The organism is [Clostridium] ultunense DSM 10521, from assembly GCF_000511955.1.
GTDB lineage: Bacteria > Bacillota > Clostridia > Tissierellales > Tepidimicrobiaceae > Schnuerera > Schnuerera ultunensis.
In genome coordinates, this window is record NZ_AZSU01000002.1 from 387,502 (window position 1) to 411,107 (window position 23,606).

Genomic DNA, 23,606 nt, shown 5'->3' on the forward strand with positions numbered 1-23,606 from the left:
TATATTCATTAGGTACATGTTTTCCGCATTGGGGTCACACATTGTATGCGTTTTGTTGCATGGCGGGAATAGCAATAGGTATTGAAGCATATAACATGGATCTGCCCATAGAGTTTCGTCATAATCATATCCAGTAATAGGAAGAAGAGTAACTGGAGTTGCTGGTGATATAGTTGATATTGCTTGTTTATTTGGGATAGCAGGTGGCGTATCTGCATCTTTAGGAGTTGTATCTATGCAAATGGCTAGTGGACTTAGTACTATTACAAGTATTCAACCATCAACTATAGTATGGGGTATTATATTAACATTAATAGTAGTTACATTTATCATATCAAGTCTAACCGGTATTGATAAAGGAATCAAATTCTTATCCGATAAAATGCCAAGATATATATAGGATTGATGATATTTGTATTTTGTTTGGACCTACAAAGTACATATTATCAATGACAACAGAATCTATGGGATTTCATTTGGATAATTATTTTACACAGGCTACATATTTAGGAACTTTTGAAGGAGAACAATGGCCAATTTGGTGAACTATTAATTATTGGAGTTTTATGGTTTGACGTTTTTGGTTCTTCAGCCATTAACTTACAAATGAATGGAGCTGGCCTATGGGAAAGCATACAGGCTAATGGGTTAGAATCATCAGTATTTGCATTTTTCTCAAATTTCCCATTAAGTAAATTGATAAGTATATTGTTCATATTTACAGCTTTTCTATCGGCAGTTATATTAGCTGATTCTATGACAACAACATTTCATCCCTATCATTAAAATCAAAGCTTACTGGTTCAGCGGAACCACCTACAAAGATAAAAATCTTCTGGGGATTAGTAATGGCATTCCTTTCTTATGTAAATATTGCAACATCAGGAAAGGTTGTAGAGGTTAGTGGTATAGATGCAACAAAACAATTGGCTATAGTCAGTGCGTTCCCATTATTGCTTATAGTTGCCCTGATGATATATTTAGCTGTAAAAGCTCTTGTTAAATATGAGGATTATGATGTTATAGATAATCCAGATACAGCAATAGTTCTAAAGAATTAGGATAGATTAACATACAATTATTGATGATTTTATGAAATATTAATCTGAAATTGATAAAGGTTCGTTCATGAATCACATAGGAGTAAGAGGATATATACTACCTATGTTCTATTGCAATTCATTGAATGATCTTTTGATGATTAATTTAATATAATTGTATTTGGAATTTTTGTAAGAAGCATAATTAGAATGAGCTTTCAAATCTTATTTAAGTTAATGGAGGAAAATGTGGAAGGAGGAAATCAAGTGGAGTTAAATATGATTGTAAATGGGAAAAAACATAATATAGATATTAATCCTTCAGATAGATTATTAGATGTTTTAAGAGATCAATTGGGGTTAACTAGTGTAAAAGAAGGTTGTGGCGAAGGTGAATGTGGAGCCTGTACTGTAATAATGAATGGTGATGCAGTAAATTCTTGTACTGTTCTTGCTATACAAGCTAGGAATAAAGAGATTATTACCACGGAAGGTCTTGAAAAAAATGGTGAATTAGATGAACTTCAGAAGTCGTTTATAAGAAATGGGGCTATTCAATGCGGGTTTTGTACTCCTGGAATGCTTATGTCGTGCAAGGCATTATTGATGAAAAATCCTTATCCCAAAGAAGAAGAAATACGTAGGGCTATTGAGGGAAATTTATGTAGATGTACAGGATATACCAATATAGTTAAAGCGGTTAAGGACGTGGTGATAAGATAATAGTTAAAGAGGGAGGAATAATTATGCAAATGATGAAAATAGAAACCCCTAATAATTTAGATGAGTTGATCAATTGCTTGAAGAATGCTGATAGTAGCTCGTGTTTATTAGGCGGTGGAACGGATTTAATAATAAATATAAATAATAAAAAACTCTACCCAAATACAATAATAGATTTATCAGGGGTTAATGAGTTAAAGGAAATAAAGAAAAATGGAAGTAGTATTTCAATAGGAGCAGGGGTTACCCTTACAGAAGTTTGTGAAAACTCATTTGTTAAAGAAAAATTTCCTGCATTAGCTCAAGCAACATCTCAAGTTGGTTCAACACAGATTAGAAATAGAGCTACTATAGCTGGGAATATTGGAAATTCCTCTCCATGTGCTGATACAGTAGTACCATTAATGGCTTTAAATGCTAAATTAAAAATGTTAAATGGTAATGGTGAATATTATCACATTCCTGTAGATAAAGCAATAAAAGGGTCGGGTAAAAAGAATCTTAAACCAAATGAGGCAATAATTGAAATCGTTATTCCTTATTTAAAGGATACATGCTCTTCAGCCTTTTATAAAATTGGGAGTAGGAAGGCTGTAACAATATCTAAATTAAACGGAGCTGTGGTTGTAGATATTAATTTAAATAATACAATAGTTAATGCTAAAGTATTTCTAGGCTCTTTAGGACCTAAAGCATTTAGAAGTATAATGGCAGAGAAAGTATTAATGAATAAAAAGCCAAATAAAGAACTATTATCTGAATTTCAAAACATATTGATGAAACAGGTAGATGAAGCTATTCCAGGAAGGGGTTCACAATTGTATAAGAGACATGCAATAAAAGGAATGTGTGAGGAATTATTTATTAGATTATTTGGTGAATCATGTATTAGAGGTGAGATATGATGACTGAAGGAAACTACAAATATATAGGAAAATCTGTACCAAGACATGACGCTATAGAAAAGGCTACTGGTAAAATTAAATATGTGGGAGATATGAAAGTGAATGGCATGTTATATGCAAGACTTGTATTAAGTCATGTAGCTCATGGGAAAATAAAAAGTATAGATATATCAAAAGCCAAAGATTTACCAGGAGTAGTCGATATCTTTACCTATGACAATTCTCCAAAAATTTTATACAATGCTCATAAATGGATGTCAGGAATGGACGAAGTGCTGGATCAATACTTGTTTACAGATAAGGTAAGGTTTTATGGAGATAGAGTTGCTGCAGTTGTAGCTACCAATGACAAAATTGCAAAAATGGCAGCGGATTTAATTGAAGTTGAATATGAGGTTCTACCTGCAATTATAGATCCAGAAACTTCGTTAATAGAAGATTCAATAAAAATACATGAAAGAGGAAATATTGCATTTTCAAAGACTATGGGTTACGGAGATGTAGATAAGGTCTTTGATAAAGCTTCATATATATTTGAAGATAAGATAATTACTCCAAAGCAACATCATGCAGCTATGGAAACTCATGTAGCTTTAGCAATACCTAGTGGAGATATGATTACTATATATACTCCATGTCAAGTAGTATTTCAGGTTCAATTAATAGTATCTGAAGCATTAAATATTCCCTTAAGTAAAGTAAGGGTAATAAAGGCTCCTATGGGAGGATCATTTGGGGGGAAAGGACAGCCAATAATTGAACCAGTGTGTGCTTTCTTAGCAAAAGAAACGGGACGTCCTGTAAGGTTAACACTAGATAGAACACAATCAATAATTGGGACTAGAACAAGGCATAAAACTATAGGTACAGTAAAAACAGCAGTAGATAAAAAAGGGAAAATATTAGGCAGGGACTTAGATATAGTAATTGATTCAGGAGCATATCATACTAATGCAAGTGCCATAGCTATGGCAATGGGCAAAAAATTTTTTAGAATGTATAAAATGGATAATGTTAGATATTCAGCTACATCGGTATATACAAATACTCCTGTTGGTGGGGCTTGCAGAGGATATGGTTCTCCTCAGCTCCATGCTATTACCGAATTAAATTTGGACAATGTGGCTAGAGGTATAAATATGGATCCTGTAGAATTTAGACTTAAAAATTTAGTTCATCCATTTGATAAAGACCCTATGGGTGGTCCAGACTTGGGGAATGGACAAATAATAGAATGTGTTAAGAGAGGTGCAGAAGCTTTTGGATGGAAGGAAAAATGGAAAAGACCTAAGGATAGCGGTAGATATAGAAAAGGAGTAGGTATGGCGTGCGGAACCCATGGAAATGGATATTATGGTGCATACCCTGATTTTATTACAATGGATATCAAGATGAATTCTAATGGGGAAGTTATATTAAATTCTGCAATTCATGATATGGGATGTGGTACAGTTACCATAATGCAACAGATTGTAGCCGAGGTGCTAGACTTAGAACTTAGTAAGATAACTGTATTAGAAGGAGATACATTATCTAGCCCCTATGATTCAGCAGGAACTCAAGCTAGTAGGGTAACTTATGTATGTGGCGGTGCTGCAAAGAAGATTTCAGAGATTCTTAAAGATAAATTTGCTAAATATAGTTCAAAAATACTTAATTGCTATGAAGAAGATATAGTAATGGAGGGAGGATATATTTATAACAAAAACAAACCTGACAAAAAGGTAGGATATGGGGATATGGTATCAAATATATATCATCAATATTCGATGGATATGTCTGCTTCATATACCTACAGTTCTCCTGCAAATCCTGGAGTTTATGCAGCGAATTTTGTCGAGGTTGAAGTAGATACTTATACTGGTCTGGTAAATGTATTGGATATAGTTGCAGTACATGATATTGGTAGGGCGATAAATAGAGATTTTGTATATGGTCAAGTTCAAGGTGGAATCCATTTAGGTTTAGGTATGGCTATATCTGAAAATATAGAATTAGATGAAAATGGAAGGATTAGTACATTAAACTTTAGTAACTATCACGTGATAAATGCACCTAGTATGCCTGATGTAAGGATAATTTTGATTGAGGAAGAAGATGAATTTGGACCTTTCGGAGCCAAATCTGTTGGGGAGATTAGTGCTGTGGCAATAGCTCCTGCTACCTTGAATGCCATCAATAATGCTATTGGAACAAATATTTCCCAATATCCAGCTACACCGGAGAGAATAGTTGAGGCATTAGTGAAGACTAAAAAGTAATAGGAAGTTATTAGAGCAAAAGTATGTATCGAGCTGGAGATAAATAGATATTATAGTAACGGTTTTACGATAAAGTTAAATTAATCGTGTAATAGTATAAAAATATTTAGGGGGGTTTAAAAATGACTCATAATCAGAATGTTTCAAAAGCTATGACCGTTAAGTTAACGGATATATTTAAAGAGTTACCTGAAATGCCTAATTTCATTGAAGGCATCAGGAGAGCTCCTAAAAGAGAATTTACATTAAATCAATCAGAAACTGAACTTGCTCTAAAAAATGCACTAAGATATATACCAGAAGAATGGCATGAGCAATTAGCTCCAGAATTTTTAAATGAACTTTTAACAAGGGGTAGAATTTACGGATATAGGTTTAGACCTGAGGGAAGGATAAAAGGTAAGCCAATAGATGAATATAAGGGTAGAACTATTGAGGGGAAAGCAATTCAAGTCATGATTGATAATAATTTAGATTTTGAAATAGCTCTATATCCATATGAACTTGTAACCTATGGGGAAACAGGGCAAGTTTGTCAAAATTGGATGCAATACTGGTTAATAAAAAGATATCTTGAAGTCATGACAGAAGATCAAACTTTAGTCGTTGAATCTGGACACCCACTAGGACTATTTAAGTCAACCCCAGAGGCTCCAAGAGTAATAATAACAAATGGTTTAATGATAGGAATGTATGATAATTTACATGACTGGAATAGGGGGGCAGCCTTAGGAGTTGCTAACTATGGACAAATGACTGCAGGTGGCTGGATGTATATAGGGCCACAAGGTATAGTTCATGGGACTTACAGTACCATATTAAATGCAGGTAGGGACAAGTTAGGAATTTCTGCAGATAGTGACTTGAGGGGACATCTATTCGTTACTTCAGGACTTGGAGGTATGAGTGGAGCTCAAGGGAAAGCTGTAGAAATAGCAAATGGTGTAGGAATAATAGCAGAAGTTGATTATTCAAGGATTAAAACTAGATATGATCAAGGATGGGTTAGCAAAATAATAGATGATCCTTATGAAGCCTTTAGATTAGCTCAAGAATATATGGATAAAGAAAAGACAATTGCAATAGCATTTCATGGGAATATAGTAGACTTGTTAGAATATGCAGTAGAAAATAATATACACATTGACCTATTATCAGATCAAACATCATGCCATGCTGCATACGATGGAGGATATTGCCCACAAGGTTTAACATTTGATGAAAGAACCGAAATGTTAGCTAATGACAAGGAAAAATTTGGTGATTTAGTTGATCAATCATTGACAAGACATTATGAACTAATAAAAGCATTAGTTGACAAGGGAACATACTTCTTTGACTATGGAAATAGTTTTATGAAGGCAATATTTGATGCTGGTGTTACAGAAATATGCAAAAATGGTATAGATCCTATAGACGGTTTCATATTCCCATCATATGTAGAAGATATCTTAGGACCATTGCTATTTGACTATGGATATGGACCATTTAGATGGGTATGTTTAAGTGGTAAAGAAGAAGACCTTCTAAAAACTGACCAAGCAGCAATGGATTGTATAGACCCAAATAGAAGATTCCAAGATAGAGATAACTGGATGTGGATTAGAGATGCAGACAAGAATAAACTAGTAGTTGGTACTCAAGCAAGAATTCTTTATCAAGATGCCTTAGGAAGAATGAACATAGCCCTTAAATTCAATGATATGGTAAGAAAAGGAGAAATAGGACCTGTTATGTTAGGTAGAGATCATCATGATACTGGTGGAACAGACTCACCATTTAGAGAAACTTCCAATATAAAAGATGGTTCAAATATAATGGCAGATATGGCAACACAATGCTTTGCAGGTAATGCAGCAAGAGGAATGAGTATGATAGCTCTTCACAATGGTGGTGGAGTAGGAATAGGAAAATCTATTAATGGAGGTTTTGGATTAGTTCTTGATGGAAGTGAAAGAATAGATAATATTATTAAAAGAGCTATACCTTGGGATGTAATGGGTGGAGTAGCTAGACGTTCATGGGCAAGAAATCAGAATTCAGTAGAAACCTGTATTAGCTATAATGAAACAAGAAAAGGAATAGATCACATAACATTACCATTCATACCAAATGAGGATATGATAAAAGATTTAGTAGTTAAAGCATGGAAATAGATGGAGTAGGTGAATAACCGTGAATATGGTAGTCATAAGAGGTGGAGGAGACTTAGCGTCAGGAATAGCTCATAGATTATTTATGGCAGGTTTTAAAGTAGTAATTTTAGAAATAGAAAAACCTTTAGCTATTAGGAGGACTGTATCTTTTAGCCATGCTGTATATAATGAAGAAATTACTATAGAAGGTGTAAAAGGAATATTAGCTAAGGATTTACAGGATATTAGGAAAATATTAAAGGAAGGTCATATTCCTGTATATTTAGATGGTATGGGGCAGATAATCAAAGAATTAAAACCATTAGTAGTTGTGGATGCAATTCTTGCCAAGTCAAATCTAGGCACTACTATTGAACTTGCTCCTATAACTATAGGAGTAGGACCAGGGTTTGAGGCAGGAGTAGATGTGGATTTAGTGGTTGAAACCAAAAGAGGACATTATCTAGGGCAGGTTTTATATGAGGGGAAACCTGCCCCAAATTCTGGAATACCAGGAGAAGTAATGGGCTATAGAGAAGAGAGAGTTCTTAGAGCTCCGTGCGATGGAGTAGTTAAAGCTTTTTATAATATAGGAGATAAAGTGGAAGCAGGAGATATAATCTGTCAAGTTGGGGAAAAAAATGTTGTGGCCCAGATTAGTGGTGTCCTTAGAGGTATAATAAAAGAAGGATTATTTGTAAATAAGGGATTAAAAATTGGAGATATAGATCCAAGAAATGTAATAGACCATGCCTTTACTATTTCGGACAAGGCTAGAGCTATTGGTGGTGGTGTTTTAGAAGGAATACTCCATTTGATGAAATAGGGAATATTCAAAATAATCCATGATAAAATTTAGAATGCTAGCTATTCTAATATAAATTTCATATAGCATTTTAGACTAGTTTCTTGTATAATAATATATGAAAGGTAGATAAGGAGATAATTATATGATTGAAGATAGAAAAGTTTTATTAAAACTTAATAAATGCTTAGAAAAAAGCCAATCTGTAGCTACAATAACCATTATTAGGGTAGAAGGTTCAACACCTAGGGGTGTTGGGAGTTCCATGTTAGTAGATGGAGATGGTAATATATTAGAAGGTACAATTGGCGGTGGAGTTTTAGAACAAAAAGCAAGAAAAGATGCAATTAATTGCATAAAAGAAAACAAATCCTCATTAATAGACTATAATCTAGATAGGGATTCAAAAACTGGCAATATTTTGCCTATGGCTTGTGGTGGTAAAGTGAGTCTATTTATTAAGGTATACAACTCCCGAGAAAAGTTAATCCTAGCAGGAGCTGGTCATGTGGCAGAAAGAATTGCTAAGATGGCTAATATACTAGGTTATTCCATTTCCGTTTTAGATAATAGAGAAGAAAGAGTAAATGAACAATTATTTCCTCAAGTTGAAAATTTAATTCTAGGCAATATAGTGGAAAATTTAAAAAAGATGGATATAGACAATAATACTTTCGTTATAATAGTAACTCATGGACATAAATACGACCAAGATGTTTTAGAAGTAGTATTAAAATCCAGGGCTAGATATATTGGGATGATAGGAAGCAAAAATAAGGTTAAAACTACTTTTAACAATCTTTTAGAAAAGGGCTGTTCAAAGGAAGAATTATCAAAGGTTTATAGTCCCATAGGGTTAGATTTAGGAGGAGAAACTCCCGAAGAAATCGCTTTATCCATTATGGCAGAGATACAAGCAGTAAAATATGGGAAAGATGTACCTCACCTTTATAAAAGCAGGTGGGAATTTTGAAATTAGAAAGTAGATTTTGGATAGTACAAAATGGGGAGAAAGTTTTTGGAAGAGGACCTTGTATATTACTGAAAACCATAGATAGATTTGGAAGTTTAAATAAGGCTGCAAAGGAATTAGATATGTCTTATAGCAAGGCCTGGTCTATTATAAATAGGGCAGAAAGGGCTTTAGGATATTCCTTTTTAGAAAGGGAAACAGGTGGTATTGATGGAGGGGGGTCCTACTTAACCGTTGAGGGAAAGGCAATAGTAAAGGCATATGAAGGATTTTGTAAAGAAGCAGAGGAATCAGTAGAAGAAATCTTCAAAAAATATTTTAAGGATATTTAATTTTTTTGAAAGCGTTATATTAATAAAAGAATATCGATGAAGGGGCAGATTTTATGAAAAACATAGTAAATATAAGGAGATTTTTATGGGGATTACTAATATTTGTTTTTCTCCTATCTTTTGCCATTGGAAGATATCCTATAGATATGGAGACTTTAATAAAAGTTCTTTTATCTAAGGTTTTTACTATAGATAAAACTTGGTCTGATACTGTAGAAACTATAGTTTTTAGGGTCAGACTTCCTAGAATATTAGCTGCAATGTTGGTAGGAGGATCCCTCTCCTTATCTGGGGCAGTATATCAAGGAATGTTTAAAAACCCATTAGTATCCCCTGATATACTGGGAGTCTCTGCTGGTGCCGCCTTTGGAGCTGCTTTAGCCATATTTTTATCTTTTAATACGGTAGGAATACAAATATCAGCTTTCTTATTCGGCATATTAGGGGTAGCTTTAGTTTATCTAATTAGTATAAAAGTAAAAGAAGATCCTTTAATTTCGCTCGTCATTATCGGTATATTAGTAGGCTCCATATTCACGTCTCTTACTTCAATAATAAAATATATTGCTGATACAGAGGACAAACTACCTACAATAACCTTTTGGCTAATGGGAAGTTTATCTGGAATTTTACCTAAAGACGTTAAAAGGGTATTCGTTCCTATCTTAGTAGGGATAGTACCTTTATACCTACTAAGATGGAAACTAAACGTACTTTCCTTAGATGAAGATGAGGCTAAGACTTTAGGTCTTGATACAGGAAGGACTAGGATAATAGTAATAATCTGTTCTACTCTTATGACAGCGGCTTCTGTTTCCATTAGTGGTGTAATAGGCTGGATAGGCCTTGTAATTCCTCATTTAGGGAGGATATTAGTAGGCCCTGATTATAGGATTTTAGTGCCTATAACCATATTATTAGGCAGTACATATCTATTGATAATAGATAATATAGCAAGGGCATTTACAACAGTAGAAATTCCTCTAGGGATACTTACTTCCCTTATAGGAGCCCCCTTTTTCATATTTTTATTATTAAATAAGGGAAGGAGTTGGAATAGATGATAAAGGTTAAAGGATTGACTTGTGGCTATGGTGATAAAACTATTTTAAAAGATGTAAGCTTTACTGGTAACTCCGGAGATATTATCTGTATACTAGGACCAAATGGGTCGGGTAAATCCACTTTAATTAAGACAATTCTAGGCCTATTAAAACCCTTTGAAGGCCAGGTATTAATAGATAATGAGGATATTAAAAATTGGAATTGGAGAAAAAGAGCAAATAAGATTAGCTATATCCCTCAATCCTTTAGTTCTACTTTTCAATATAAGGTTAAGGATATAGTCTTAATGGGAAGAAATTCTTATCTAAGACTTATTTCTTCTCCCTCTAAGAAAGATGAACAAATTGCAGAAGAAGCCATGGAAAAACTCAAAATTTTACATCTTAAGGACAAGATATACTCTCAATTAAGTGGTGGGGAAAGACAATTGGTAAAAATAGCTCAGGCCTTAGCCCAGCAATCTGAAATTATAATTATGGATGAACCGACTAACAATTTGGATTTTAGCAACCAAATAGTTATGCTAGGATATTTGAAGGAATGGATAAGGGAAGGAGTTACCGTCATAATGGCTACCCACTGTCCTGAACATGCTTTTTTATATGGAACGAAAGCTCTATTAGTAAAGGATGAAAAGGTAGTAGAAATAGATAATCCAAAGGAGAATTTAAAAGAAAAGAAATTAAGAGAACTATATAATGTGGATTTAAAAATTATAGAAATAGATTTAAAAGATAAAGCTAGCAAAATATGCATACCTGTATTTTGAAAGGAGGAATAATATGTTTAAAAGAAGTATTTCCCTATTAATTGTTTTGGTATTGGTATTTTCCCTATTGGTAGGTTGTAATAATGAAGCAGTAAATGAAGACTTAGGAGACGAAGAATATATTGAAATAAAAGATATGGCTGGAAGAATAGTATTAGTACCAGCTAAGGCTGAAAAAGTTTTCGCCACCATACCTACGGGGACCATCCTTTTATATTCTTTAAATCCAGAAAAAATGATAGGGTGGAATTACGATTTAAGAGAAGGAGAAAAAAGATTTATTGATGAAGAATACCATGACTTACCTAATCTAGGTGGTGCAGGTAAAAATGCTATTAATATAGAAGAAATGCTAAAGATGGATCCGGCTTTTTTAATAATAATGGAAGAATTAGATGAAGACACCATATCAAAAGCTGAAGAATTGGAAGAACAAACGGGAAAACCTGTAATTTTGCTGGATTCTGATTTACATAAATTAGATGAGGCTTATAAAATATTAGGGAAGGCATTGAGAGAAGAAGAAAGAGCAGAAAAACTAGGTAATTACTGCAAAGAAACTATGGAAGATATAGAAAATAATATATCTAGGATAAATAAAGAAGAAAAAGTAAGAGTATACTATGCAGAAGGACCTAATGGGTTGGAAACAGAACCTTCCGACTCCTGGCATGCTGAAATAATTGATATGGTAGGAGGGGAAAATGTAGCAGAGGTAGAACTAAAAGGGGATAAGGGAAAATCGGAAGTATCAATAGAGCAGTTATTAATATGGAATCCAGATTTAATCATCTCCTGGGATGATGAAAGAGGAGGTTATTATTCAGGAATATTTGAAGACTCAGCTTGGCAAAGTATAAAGGCGGTAGAAAATGGAGAAATATATGAAATACCTAATAAACCTTTCAATTGGTTTGATAGACCACCTTCTGTAAATAGGATATTAGGAGTGAAATGGTTAGGAAATCTCCTGTATCCAGATATTTTCGATTATAATATGGAGGAAGAGGTAAAGGAGTTTTATAATCTATTCTACCATTATCAATTAACTGAAGGAGAAATAGAAGAGTTGTTGAGGAATTCTACAAGATATTAATTTAAAATAAGTTGCCTAGTTTATGGTTGGTACATAATAGGCAACTTATTTGTAATATAATTGTAATAATTTAAAGCCTTGTAAAATAATATCTTTATAGAAAACCTACAAAGAAAAATTGTAGAATTTATGCTATCATATTTAGGATTATAGATAAAGGGGGGCTTAAATATGGTAGCTAAGAAGTACATATTAGCAGTTCCAAACTTTAGTGAAGGTAGAAGAAAGGATGTAATTGAAGCCATAGTAGCTGAAGTTAAGGATAGAGAAGGAGTAAAACTAGTAAGTTATGAACCAGAACACGATTTTAATAGAACGGTAGTTACAATAGTAGGTGAACCAGAGCCTTTAAAGGAAGCTTTAATTGCTATGGCTGGGAAATCATATGAACTTATAGATATGAGGGAGCAAGAAGGAACCCATCCAAGAATTGGTGCTCAGGATACTATACCTATTTTTCCATTGAGGAATATTTCTTTAAAAGAATGTGTCCAGTTAGCAGAAGAAATAGGAAAGGAATTATTTGAAAAGTATAAAGTACCAATATACTTTTCAGCAGAAAATGCTAGAACAAAAGATAAAAAAAGCATCTCCTATATAAGAAAGGGACAATATGAAGGGTTAAAGGCATTATTAGAGGATTCTAATCATCCGGATTATGATAATAGAAAGCCAGACTTATCAGTAGAAGGAAAGTTAAGCGAAAAATCCGGAGCAACTATAGTTAGTGCTGATATGGAAGGATTAACTGCCTATAATGTGTTTTTAGCTACAGAAGATGTAAATATAGCTAAAGAAATAGCAAAAGCAGTAAGAGGACCTAGTGGTGGATTCTCTACAGTTAGGGCAGTTGGTATTAAATTCCCAGAAAGAGAAGGAGTAGTAGTTTCTATGAATATGTTTGACTGTGCATCTACACCACTTTATAGAACTTTTGAATTGGTAAAACAAGAGGCTAAAAAGTATGGAGTGGCCGTTACCGGTTCAGAATTAGTAGGACCAGTGAAATTAGATTATTTGCTAAACAATTTAGAATATTATTTGGGATTACAAGGGTTGAGACGAGACCAAATACTAGAATCTCATCTAATGGAATAATGATTGTAGACCTCCCTTAGGTGTCTGATACCAAAATGGGAGGTTTTTATTACCATAAAAGGGTATAAACATACTAATTATATTTAAAAAGGGGGATTTAGCGTGAGTTATAAGGGTAAAAAACTGTTTAGCCTTGTGCTTTCATTTTTGCTGATTATAGGAGTTTTTACTTTACCGGCACAAGCAGAAGAAGGAACGGTACAATTAACTATTTTAGGAACTACTGACCTACATGCAAATATATACAATTGGTCCTATGAAGATGGGAAAGAGGTAGAGGATTTAGGTATAGCTAAAGTATATTCGGTAATTAAGGAGATTAGAGAGGAAAATCCTAATACCCTGTTATTGGACAACGGAGACACTATTCAAGGAACAATCCTTTCAGATGACTTATATAATACAAAACTAGATTTACCTCATCCAGTAATCGATGTTATGAATTTTATGGAATATGATGCTATGACTTTGGGAAACCATGAGTTTAACTTTGGACTTGAATTAATCGACAAAATAGTTGAAGAAGCAGAATTTCCGATCTTAGGTGCTAATATCTACTGGAAAGATGGAACTAATTTTGCTAAACCATATATTATTAAAGAAGTAGCTGGTATTAAAATTGGTATTTTAGGTCTTGGTAATCCAAATATTCCAAGATGGGATGGACCTAAGGTAACGGAATTAGAGTTTGAAGCTATAGATAAAGCTGCAGACAAATATGTAAAGGAATTAAAAGATCAAGTAGATATAATAATTGCTACAGCCCATGCTGGTTTAGAGGAAGAATATAGTGAAGCAGATTCAGTAAGGCTTGCAATTGAAAAGAATCCAGAAATTGAAGCTATGCTAGTCGGCCATAGTCATGCTTCAGTAGCTGAAACCGTAGGTACTACATTGGTTGGTGGTGCAAGGGATGCAGGAAGACAGGTAGTAAGATTTGATTTAACTCTTAAGAAGGATGGAGAAAGGTGGAATGTAATTGATAGGAAGGTAGAATTAATTGAAGTAACCGACTATGAAGCTTCAGAGGAATTAAAAGAATATGCTAAGGGATACCATGAAGCTACATTAGAATTTTTAGAAGATGTAATAGGTCAAGCAACAGAAGATTTCCATCCAGCTTCTGAAGTGAAGGGTATTCCAGAGGGACAAATTAGAGACACGGCAGTAATGGATTTAATCAACGATGTACAGCTTAAATATTCAGGAGCAGATATATCTTCAGCTGCATTATTCCAACCTTCTTCTAATATAAGGCAAGGGGATATTACTTATAGTAGTATTTTCGACATATATAAATATCCAAATACCCTTGTAGGAGTAGAAGTTACAGGTAAGGAATTAAAAGATTATATGGAATGGTCGGCTTCCTATTATAATACCTATAAACCAGGAGATATAACTATAAGCTTTAATCCAGATATTAGGGCTTATAATTATGATATGTTCCAAGGAGTAGACTATAAAATAGATATCTCTAAGCCGGCAGGTGAGAGAATAGTTGATTTGAAGTTTAAAGGTGAACCTGTTAAAGATGAAGATACTTTTAAATTGACTATAAACAACTATAGACTTAGTGGTCTTCAAAGTATGGGAATTATTAGTGGAGAACCCTATTTCAACTCAGACCCAATATCTTTAAGATCCTATATAGCCCAATATATAAGGGAGTCAGGGACTATAGAACCAAAGGTTGATAATAATTGGGAAATAATTGGTGCAGATTTAGATCATCCACTTAGAGATTATATAATAGAACAAGTTAATGAAGGTAAAATAGAAATTCCAACTTCTGAAGACGGAAGAAGTATTAATAGTAGGGCCTTAAATGTATATGAATTGATTAAAGAAGGTTTAATACCTGAAGAAGTGTTAAGAGAACATGCATCTTCATCTATAGAAGTAGAAGAGTCAGTAGTAGTAGAAGAAGTAAAAGTAGACGAATATGTAGTAAAATCAGGAGATGTGTTGTGGAAAATTGCTGAAAAATTCAATACTACATGGGAAAAATTAGCCGAATATAATAAAATGAAGAATCCACATCTTATATTCCCTGGACAGAAAATATTAATTCCTGCAAATTAATTATCATACAGTTCCCATTTGCATTTTTGCTAATGGGAACTTATTTATAATAAAAGTTTTCGACTAATTTATATTAAATCCTATATATTTCCCGGGAAAAGGATAAAATAAAGAAAAAGAAGGAAATATGTAATTTATGTAGAATATTCTATATAGGATAATTAGATTAGGGGGAACAATATGGGTAGAAAGCCTCGAATTCAATATTATGGTGCTATTTATCATATAATCCAAGGGGGAAATAATAGGGGATTAGTTTTTAAAGAGGAGAAAGATAAACTTTATTTATTGGAACTATTAAATGAATCTAGGGATATTTATGATTTCAAAATATTTGCCTATGTTATAATGGATAATTATTATCATCTTTTAATGCGGACTTTTAATATTTCTATTAGTAGGATAATGCATAATATAAACAGTAAATATGCTAAATATTATAATTTGAAAATGGGGAGAAGAGGTCCAGTATTTAAAGGTAGATATACTAGTGTGTTAATTCAAGATGAAAGTTATTTACTAGAACTTGTAAGATATATACATAATAATCCAGTGGCAGCTAATATATGTAACTCAATAGAAGAATACAAATGGAGTAGTGATATATTCTATAGAATGAACATAGGAAATATAGTAGATATAGATGTTCTATTAGATACACTTTCTCTAGACAGGAAAGAATCTTTGACAAAATATGTTGAATTAATGGATCAAGAAATATCTAATTATGAAAATCTGAAGAATTTTTATGAAGGAAATGGAATAATAGGCTCACAGGCATTTATAAGATCCTTTGAGAAAACGAAAAAAGATGAAAGAACTACCTTAGATGAAATATTGAAGAGATCTTGTCCTACAGAAAATGAATTCAATCTTATAAAAAAGGGTTCCAGAAAAAGGTATTTAACAAAATATAAAATTAAATATATACAACTGGGGAGAGATGAAGGATATTCATATAGGCAGATAGGGGAGAATATAGGAGTTTCAGGGACTTCCACCAGAAATATCCTAAAAAAGTAGGTTTAGGACAAAGGTTGATGTGTATAATACCCATAAAACGGGTAATTGGTAATCAATATATTTAATCAAAAAAGGGGGAGATTTAAAAATGTTTCTAAGAAACAAAAGGTTGTTAAGTCTATTTTTATCCTTAGCACTAGTATTAGGTATGCTTTTAGTACCGGTACAAAATTTAGTGTTCGCTGAGGAAGGGGAAGTAGTCAAACTTACCATTGTCCATACTAATGATATTCATAGTAGGGTTACAACTGGTGACAATGAAATTGGATTCCCTAGGTTAGCAACAAAGGTAAAAGAGTTAAAGGAAGAGAATCCAAATGTATTGGTATTAGATGCAGGTGATACTATTCATGGTTTACCAATAATAACCGTTTCCCGTGGGGAAGCAATGATTAGGCTAATGAATGAAATAGGTTATGATGCTATGACTCCAGGAAACCATGATTTTAACTATGGTTATGATAGGCTGGTTGAATTAAATGAAATGGCAGGGTTTCCAATATTAGCTGCAAATGTTATTAAAGATGATGGCACTAAGGATTTAGAGGAATATACTATAAAAGAGGTAGATGGACTTAAAATAGGTATATTTGGATTGGCTACAGAAGAAAGCAAGTATAAATCTAATCCTAAAAATACTGAAGGGATAGATATTGTAGATCCAGTAGCTAAAGCAGAAGAAATGGTTCAAAAATTAAAGGAAGAAGAAGTAGATATGATAATAGCCTTAGTTCATATTGGTGTAGACGATGAAAGCAATCCAAAGTCTTCTGATATAGCAGAAAAAGTAGAAGGGATAGATTTAATGGTAGATGGACATAGCCATACCCTTTTAGAAGCGGGAAGATTAATTGGAGATACTTTACTAGTTCAAACAGGAAACTATCTTAACAATATTGGAATTGTAAATATAGAATTTACTGATGGTGAAATAACTAAAAAAGAAGCCACACTATTTACTAGGGAAGAAGCGGAAGAATTAAAAGAAGATGAAGAAGTTAAAGGAATAATCGAAGGCTTAGAAGAAGAGAATAAGGAAGTATTATCAACGGTAATTGGAAGTACTAAGGTGAGACTAGATGGAGATAGGGAAATAGTTAGGACCCAAGAGTCTAATTTTGGTAACCTAATGGCTGATGCTATGCTTAGTATAACGGGAGCTGATGTGGCTATAACAAATGGTGGAGGAATTAGATCTCCTATTGAAATAGGTGAAATTACTAAAGGCCATGTATTAGAAGCTTTCCCATTTGGTAACTATGGAGTTATGATGGAGATCAAAGGTATAGATATATTGAATGCTCTAGAACATGGGGTTACAGAATATCCAGAGTCTGCAGGGAAATTCCCTCAAGTAGCTGGTATGACCTTTAAAATAGATCCAACTGGAGAACCAGGCAATAGAGTAAAAGACCTAGTAATTAAAGGCGAACCTGTAGATTTAAATAAGGTATATAAATTAGCTACTAATGATTTTATGGCTGTTGGTGGAGATGGTTATGAAGCTTTAGCAAACGGAAATATTGTGGCTGAATTTGCAGCTTTTGATGAGATGTTAGCTCAGTATATACAAGAATTAGGAGAAGTAGATATTTCTGTTGAAGGTAGGATAACAGAAGTAGAAAAAGGAGAAGAATCAGAAAAGATAGAAGAACCAGAAGTAGCAGTAGAAGAAACCTATATAGTAAAATCGGGAGATGTACTGTGGAGAATTGCTGAAAAGTTCAACACTACATGGGAAAGATTAGCTGAATATAATAAACTTAAAAACCCACATTTAATATTCCCAGGACAGAAAATATTGGTACCTACAAAATAGAATAATATTTAATAAGTTCTCACCAAGGTGTTTGATACCAAGGTGGGAACTTATTTATGATAGCTGAAATATAGGAGGAGGCATAAGATGAAAGAAATACAATTTACAGATATAGATGGAATCAAGGTAGGTCATGCTCAGGATTTAAAAGCTGCAACTGGTTGTACAGTAATTATATGTGAGGAAGGTGCCACTGGTGGAGTAGATGTAAGAGGAGGGTCTCCCGGAACTAGGGAGACGGATTTATTAGATCCACAAAATTTAGTGGATAAAATCCATGCTGTAATGCTATCTGGAGGCTCAGCTTTTGGGCTGGATGCAGCTTCTGGAGCTATGAAATACTTAGAAGAAAAGGATATTGGATTCGATGTACAAGTAACTAAGGTACCTATTGTATGTAGTGCAGTGTTATTTGATTTGGTAGTAGGAGATTATAAAGTAAGGCCTGATTTAGAAATGGGATATAAAGCCTGTGTTAATGCAACGGAAAAGGAATGCCCTAATGGAAATATTGGTGCAGGAACTGGGGCGACTGTAGGAAAATTTTTAGGGATAGAAAGGGCTATGAAAGGTGGATTAGGGTCATATGCCATCCAGATAGGAGATTTAAAGGTAGGTGCTATAGTAGCTGTCAATGCCTTAGGAGATATTATCGATCCAGAAACTGGAGAGGTTTTAGCGGGCTTATTAGATGAAGATAAGAAAAATTTAGCTGGAACGGAAAATATAATGGCTAAAAAGTATAGTGAAAAGAAGAATATTTTTAGTGGTAATACTACTATAGGTGTTGTAGCCACCAACGGAATATTTACAAAGGCTGAGGCTAATAAGCTAGCTTCCATGTCTCATAATGGTTATGCAAGAACCATGAGGCCAGCTCATTCCATATTTGATGGCGATACTATATTTGCTATGGCCACAGGGAAAATAGAAGCTGATATAAACGTAGTAGGATTTTTAGCAGCAAGAGCTATGGAGAGAGCAGTAGTAAATGCTATTAAATCTGCAGAATCTGCCTATGGTTTTAAAGCTTATAGAGAATTAAATATGGATTAGTAATATAGAAATATAACTCCCTCTTATTTCAATATAAAATGAGAGGGAGTCTTTGTTTATAGGTAGTATTAAAAAAACCTATACAATCTATACTTACATAGATTTTATTAATTGGAATAAAAGGATTAATTATGCTAAAATAGCTAAAGGTTCAAGAATAATAAGGATAATAAGGAGAAAGTTATGGAAGAGCCAAAGGGAAATATAGTATTTGCATCCTTAAAAAATATTTCAAAGAGTTTTGGAAAAGTAAATGCTTTAAAGAATGTAACTATGGAAATTGAAAAGAATAAAATAACAGCAATAGTTGGAGATAATGGTTCTGGTAAAAGTACCCTTATTAAAATTCTATCTGGTACTATAAGACCGGATAGTGGGAGTATATACATAGAGGATAATCTTTACAAATATATCACACCTAAACTAGCTTATGAAAAAGGTATAGCAACAGTTTATCAAGATTTGGCTTTAGATAATTTTAGGGATGTGACCGGAAATATTTTTTTAGGTAAGGAGATAACTAAATTCGGTTTTATATTGGATTATGAAAAGATGTATAGAGAAACTGAGTTTCTACTAAAAAACCTTAATATAAATATTCCTTATTTAAAAACACCTGTAGGTTATTTGTCGGGAGGCCAGAGGCAGTCTGTGGCAATTGGAAGGGCTGTTTACCAGGGGAAAAAACTAATAATTTTTGATGAGCCAACAGCTGCCATGGGGGTAAAGGAATCTACAGCAGCTAATCACTTGATAAAATCGTTACCTGATAAAGGATTTGCAGTACTAATTATAAGTCATGATATATATCAGGTATTTGATATATCTGATAGAATTTTTATTCTGGAACATGGTGAAGTAGTTGATGATGTAATGAAAAACCAAGTTACACCGCAGGAACTAAGGGAGAGAATTAGCCTTGGGGCTAAGAATTGTTTAAGAGAGAGTGAATGTATTGATTAAAGGATATGATAAGAAGTCTGTTGGAATAGAAAAACCTTTTACACAATTATTTTTACTTGGAATTATGATTTTATTAGTTATATTTTTGTCAATAAAATCTCCATATTTTCTTACTTGGAATAATTTAAGAAATATACTTGACCATACTTCAACACAGTTAATAATGGCCATAGGAATGACTTTCGTGATTTCTTCTGGAGGTATTGATTTATCTGTAGGAAGTATTGTTGCACTAACTGGAATATGTATTGGATTAATGCTAAAGGGTGGAGTATCTGTAGTGTTGTCATCTATAATAGGGGTTTTAATAGGTGGGATATTAGGTGCTATTAATGGTGTTATTATTTCAAAGCTTAAAATAGCTCCTTTTATTGTGACTATAGGTAGTATGTCCCTATTTAGAGGAATTAGCTTGGTAATAACAGAGGGTATGCCAATATACGGTTTTCCTCCCCAAATTACATATTTTGGAAAAGGGGATCTTGGTAAGATCAATCCTCCAATAATATTAGGAATATTTATGGCTATACTCTCTGTTTTTTTACTTAAATATACAAAATGGGGACAATATAGCCTTGCTCTAGGTGGAAATGAGGAGGCCTTAAGACGAGTAGGGGTTTCTGTTAATTTTTACAAGACAACAATTTACATATTTTCTGGATTAATGGCTGGATTAGCAGGATTAATCTATATATCAAGGCTTAATGCAGCTGAACCTAATGCAGGGTTTATGCTAGAATCAGATATTATTGCTGCTGTCATTTTAGGAGGAACTTCTATGAAAGGAGGTAAAGCTAGTATTGGTGGTACAGTAATAGCTTGCCTTCTGTTAGGAGTAGTTAGAAATGGCCTAACTTTATTGAGTATTTCTTCATATTATCAGCAGTTGTTCATAGGGGCAATCATTATCATATCTGTATCAATATCAGAAATAAGGCAAAGAAGACAGATACAGATTTGATAATTGCAGAAAACATATTTTAAAGGAGATGAAGTAATAAAATGAAAAAAGTTATATCATTAGTATTAGTTTTAACTATGTTAATTAGCATGCTAATTGGTTGTACGTCTAAGGATATGGAAACTAGAGAATTAGATAGTACAAAGGATGCAGAAGAAATGGATTTAGTAGAAGAAAATAATAGTGAAGAGGAAGGTAATTCTAAAATTGCTGAAATGGAAGAAATATTAATGGATCAATTGGAACCAATGCCAGAACTTGATGGAGGAGAAAAAATTGGTGTTTTAATAATTTCTCTTACTAATCCCTTCTGGTCAAATATGAAGGATAAATATGAAAAGGCTGGAGAAGAATTAGGAATTGAAGTAGAAGTACTATCTGCACCTACAGAAGGTGATACTACTTCCCAACTTGAGACATTAGATGGAATGATAGTGAAGGATTACGATGCTATTATATTTTCACCAATAGATGGTAACAATTTAATTCCAGGGCTATTAAGAGCTAATCAAGCTAATGTACCCGTAATAAATTTAGGGCCTGGAGTAAATCAAGATGCATTAAAAGAACAAGGTGGACATGTGGATGGCATTATTACTGTGGATTTCGAGAATCAAGGTAAAATGGTTGCCGAAGATATGTTAAAACAAATGCCTGATGGTGGCAAAGTAGCAATAATACAAGGTATCCCTGGAGCTGGACAGAGTGAAGGTCGTACTAAAGGAGCAAAAGAGGTCTTTGAAAACACAGAAGGAGTTGAAATTGTAAGTATTCAACCTGGGAATTGGGATAGAAATACAGCTTATAATATTGCTACAGATCTTATTCAAGCTCATCCAGATTTAAAAGGAATATTTGCTTGTAATGATGTAATGGCTCTTGCTGCAGTAGAAGCTTTAGAAACAGCTGATAAAAAGGATGGAATTATAGTATATGGTGTAGATTTTACAGAAGAGGCACAGGTAGCTATAAAGGAAGGGCGTCTTGATGGTTCTATTACCTATTCCCCATCGGTATATACAAAAGCAGCTTTGCTTTTATCTCTAAAAATTGTTCAAGGTGAAGAAGTGGAAGGCCCAGTATACTCTCCCCTTGCAGTGGTAAATAAGGAGAATATAAATGATTTTGACGGATGGAAATAGACCTAAAAACTACTTGGTAGAAACGGCTTTGTTAGGCCATGGCCTTATATCCGTAGAGGATTATGAGATATTATCTGCTTGGCCCAAAGGAGCAATGTTAGCTTGGATGGAAAAGGGAAAAATACGCATAGGAACCATTGAGGAGTTCATCACATCAAGACAGGAAAGGGATAGCTGGACTAGACTTGATGGCCGTAAGGTTAAAGAAGAGTGTAATACTAATATAAACGCCTATCTTACAGCTTCAGGTACTATGGCAGTAGCCAAAGAAATAGGCTGCCCGGTAGTAGTTTCAGCTGGTATAGGAGGAATAGGAGATATTAAAGAGGAAAGGCTTTGTTATGACTTACCTGCTCTTTCCCAAATGGATATTACCCTTGTGGCTACATCACCTAAAGATATGCTAGATATAGAAGGGACTTTAAACTGGCTTAAGGATCACGGGGTAAATATATTAGGGTTTGAAACAGAATATTGTGATGGATATATATTAAGTCTTAAGCCTTATAGGCTATTAAAGAAATTATCCTATGAAGATGCAAATCAATTGGAATATGGTTGTAATCTAGTTTTAAATCCAATACCTAAGGATCAACGCTTGAAAGATGGATCTTTTTTAGAGGAAGCTATTAGAGCTGGTAAAGAAGCTGAAGAAAAAGGACAACATTATCATCCAGCAGCTAATGCTTGTTTTGATAGACTGAGTTTTGGTTTATCATCAAAAATTCAACTTGAATCTTTAATTTCTAATATAAAATTAGCAGAGATAATAACTGAGAATAAATAGTATAAGGAAATCAAGTGGTGAATAAATTTTTTGCCATTTGATTTTTGCTTTTTAATTTTTAATATTGACAATACCAAATAATTAACATATAATGAAAGTACACTAAATTGGTATAACTTTAAACAAGGAGAAGATCAATGAGAATAACTCAAGAAGCAGATTATGCTCTAAGAGCTGTATATTATCTATGTACAATGGAGCCAGGTGCTAGGGTAAGTGCAAATATAATAGCAGGGGAACAAAATATACCTGTTAGATTTCTATTAAAATTACTACAGAAATTGAGAAATGCAGGATTGGTAGAATCTTTTATGGGGGTAAATGGAGGATATGTTTTAAATAGAAAACCGCAGGATATAACTTTATTAGATGTGGTAGAAGCCGTAGATGGGCCTATTTATATAAATAGATGTCTATACGACCCAGAGGAATGTAATAATATTGGTGTAAAAAATTGTTCTATTCATAAAGCTTTATACCATGTTCAAGAGAATTTAAAAAAGGATTTAGAATCCATTAATTTTCAAACCATTTTAGATGATTATAAAATATAGGAAGTGTATAACTT

Annotated in this window: 23 protein-coding genes; all 23 read left to right on the top strand. The window is 33.5% G+C overall.

Annotated elements, in window-relative coordinates; all coding sequences use genetic code 11:
* The first annotated feature begins 136 nt into the window (after positions 1 to 136).
* The 23 genes from CUL_RS18320 to CUL_RS0104785 all read left to right on the top strand — a co-directional run bounded on the left by CUL_RS18320 (position 137) and on the right by CUL_RS0104785 (position 23,592).
* Positions 137 to 400, top strand: a complete 264-nt coding sequence (locus CUL_RS18320; protein ID WP_081722759.1) for a BCCT family transporter — start codon at positions 137 to 139, stop codon at positions 398 to 400.
* A gap of 116 nt (positions 401 to 516) precedes the next feature.
* Complete coding sequence (locus tag CUL_RS19880; RefSeq protein ID WP_025640661.1) at positions 517 to 786, top strand: BCCT family transporter; 270 nt, start codon at positions 517 to 519, stop codon at positions 784 to 786.
* Complete coding sequence (locus tag CUL_RS19885; RefSeq protein ID WP_109840500.1) at positions 768 to 1,061, top strand: BCCT family transporter; 294 nt, start codon at positions 768 to 770, stop codon at positions 1,059 to 1,061. Before CUL_RS19880 ends, CUL_RS19885 begins: the two co-directional genes overlap by 19 nt.
* 246 nt (positions 1,062 to 1,307) lie before the next feature.
* A complete protein-coding gene (locus CUL_RS0104685) occupies positions 1,308 to 1,763 on the top strand; it encodes a (2Fe-2S)-binding protein (RefSeq protein ID WP_025640663.1) in 456 nt (151 codons plus the stop codon).
* 23 nt (positions 1,764 to 1,786) lie between these two features.
* Complete coding sequence (locus CUL_RS0104690; protein ID WP_025640664.1) at positions 1,787 to 2,668, top strand: FAD binding domain-containing protein; 882 nt, start codon at positions 1,787 to 1,789, stop codon at positions 2,666 to 2,668.
* Positions 2,665 to 4,929, top strand: a complete 2,265-nt coding sequence (locus CUL_RS0104695) for a xanthine dehydrogenase family protein molybdopterin-binding subunit (protein WP_081722760.1) — start codon at positions 2,665 to 2,667, stop codon at positions 4,927 to 4,929. The genes CUL_RS0104690 and CUL_RS0104695 overlap by 4 nt, the downstream gene beginning before the upstream one ends.
* Before the next feature lie 122 nt (positions 4,930 to 5,051).
* Positions 5,052 to 7,085: a urocanate hydratase gene (locus tag CUL_RS0104700; RefSeq protein WP_025640666.1), complete on the top strand. Its 2,034-nt coding sequence runs from the start codon at positions 5,052 to 5,054 to the stop codon at positions 7,083 to 7,085.
* 25 nt (positions 7,086 to 7,110) lie between these two features.
* Positions 7,111 to 7,890, top strand: a complete 780-nt coding sequence (gene yqeB, locus CUL_RS16675; RefSeq protein WP_035142897.1) for a selenium-dependent molybdenum cofactor biosynthesis protein YqeB — start codon at positions 7,111 to 7,113, stop codon at positions 7,888 to 7,890.
* A 124-nt stretch (positions 7,891 to 8,014) separates the two neighbouring features.
* A complete protein-coding gene (locus tag CUL_RS0104710; protein WP_035142809.1) occupies positions 8,015 to 8,842 on the top strand; it encodes an XdhC family protein in 828 nt (275 codons plus the stop codon).
* A complete protein-coding gene (locus CUL_RS0104715) occupies positions 8,830 to 9,174 on the top strand; it encodes a winged helix-turn-helix domain-containing protein (protein WP_051403501.1) in 345 nt (114 codons plus the stop codon). The genes CUL_RS0104710 and CUL_RS0104715 overlap by 13 nt, the downstream gene beginning before the upstream one ends.
* 53 nt (positions 9,175 to 9,227) lie before the next feature.
* Positions 9,228 to 10,238, top strand: a complete 1,011-nt coding sequence (locus tag CUL_RS0104720) for a FecCD family ABC transporter permease (RefSeq protein WP_025640669.1) — start codon at positions 9,228 to 9,230, stop codon at positions 10,236 to 10,238.
* A complete protein-coding gene (locus tag CUL_RS0104725; protein WP_025640670.1) occupies positions 10,235 to 11,008 on the top strand; it encodes an ABC transporter ATP-binding protein in 774 nt (257 codons plus the stop codon). Before CUL_RS0104720 ends, CUL_RS0104725 begins: the two co-directional genes overlap by 4 nt.
* Positions 11,009 to 11,021: 13 nt before the next feature.
* Complete coding sequence (locus CUL_RS0104730; protein ID WP_025640671.1) at positions 11,022 to 12,104, top strand: ABC transporter substrate-binding protein; 1,083 nt, start codon at positions 11,022 to 11,024, stop codon at positions 12,102 to 12,104.
* A 171-nt stretch (positions 12,105 to 12,275) separates the two neighbouring features.
* Positions 12,276 to 13,202 (top strand): glutamate formimidoyltransferase, encoded by a 927-nt coding sequence (gene ftcD / locus CUL_RS0104735; protein WP_025640672.1) that lies wholly within the window; start codon positions 12,276 to 12,278, stop codon positions 13,200 to 13,202.
* A 102-nt stretch (positions 13,203 to 13,304) separates the two neighbouring features.
* Positions 13,305 to 15,287: a 5'-nucleotidase C-terminal domain-containing protein gene (locus CUL_RS0104740; protein WP_025640673.1), complete on the top strand. Its 1,983-nt coding sequence runs from the start codon at positions 13,305 to 13,307 to the stop codon at positions 15,285 to 15,287.
* Between the two features lie 180 nt (positions 15,288 to 15,467).
* On the top strand, positions 15,468 to 16,310 hold the full coding sequence (locus CUL_RS17905) for a transposase (protein WP_025640674.1): 843 nt from the start codon (positions 15,468 to 15,470) through the stop codon (positions 16,308 to 16,310).
* 88 nt (positions 16,311 to 16,398) lie between these two features.
* Positions 16,399 to 18,129, top strand: coding sequence for a 5'-nucleotidase C-terminal domain-containing protein (locus CUL_RS0104750; protein WP_025640675.1), 1,731 nt, complete (start codon positions 16,399 to 16,401; stop codon positions 18,127 to 18,129).
* 87 nt (positions 18,130 to 18,216) lie between these two features.
* Positions 18,217 to 19,185: a P1 family peptidase gene (locus tag CUL_RS0104755; RefSeq protein ID WP_025640676.1), complete on the top strand. Its 969-nt coding sequence runs from the start codon at positions 18,217 to 18,219 to the stop codon at positions 19,183 to 19,185.
* 183 nt (positions 19,186 to 19,368) lie between these two features.
* Positions 19,369 to 20,148 carry an ATP-binding cassette domain-containing protein gene (locus tag CUL_RS0104765; RefSeq protein ID WP_025640677.1) on the top strand — a complete coding sequence of 260 codons (780 nt, stop codon included), beginning with the start codon at positions 19,369 to 19,371 and terminating at the stop codon, positions 20,146 to 20,148.
* Positions 20,141 to 21,109, top strand: coding sequence for an ABC transporter permease (locus tag CUL_RS0104770; RefSeq protein WP_051403502.1), 969 nt, complete (start codon positions 20,141 to 20,143; stop codon positions 21,107 to 21,109). The genes CUL_RS0104765 and CUL_RS0104770 overlap by 8 nt, the downstream gene beginning before the upstream one ends.
* A 41-nt stretch (positions 21,110 to 21,150) precedes the next feature.
* Positions 21,151 to 22,251 (top strand): sugar ABC transporter substrate-binding protein, encoded by a 1,101-nt coding sequence (locus tag CUL_RS0104775; RefSeq protein ID WP_005585081.1) that lies wholly within the window; start codon positions 21,151 to 21,153, stop codon positions 22,249 to 22,251.
* Complete coding sequence (locus tag CUL_RS0104780; RefSeq protein WP_025640679.1) at positions 22,229 to 23,038, top strand: pseudouridine-5'-phosphate glycosidase; 810 nt, start codon at positions 22,229 to 22,231, stop codon at positions 23,036 to 23,038. The genes CUL_RS0104775 and CUL_RS0104780 overlap by 23 nt, the downstream gene beginning before the upstream one ends.
* Positions 23,039 to 23,175: 137 nt before the next feature.
* Complete coding sequence (locus CUL_RS0104785; protein ID WP_025640680.1) at positions 23,176 to 23,592, top strand: RrF2 family transcriptional regulator; 417 nt, start codon at positions 23,176 to 23,178, stop codon at positions 23,590 to 23,592.
* Positions 23,593 to 23,606 lie beyond the last annotated feature (14 nt).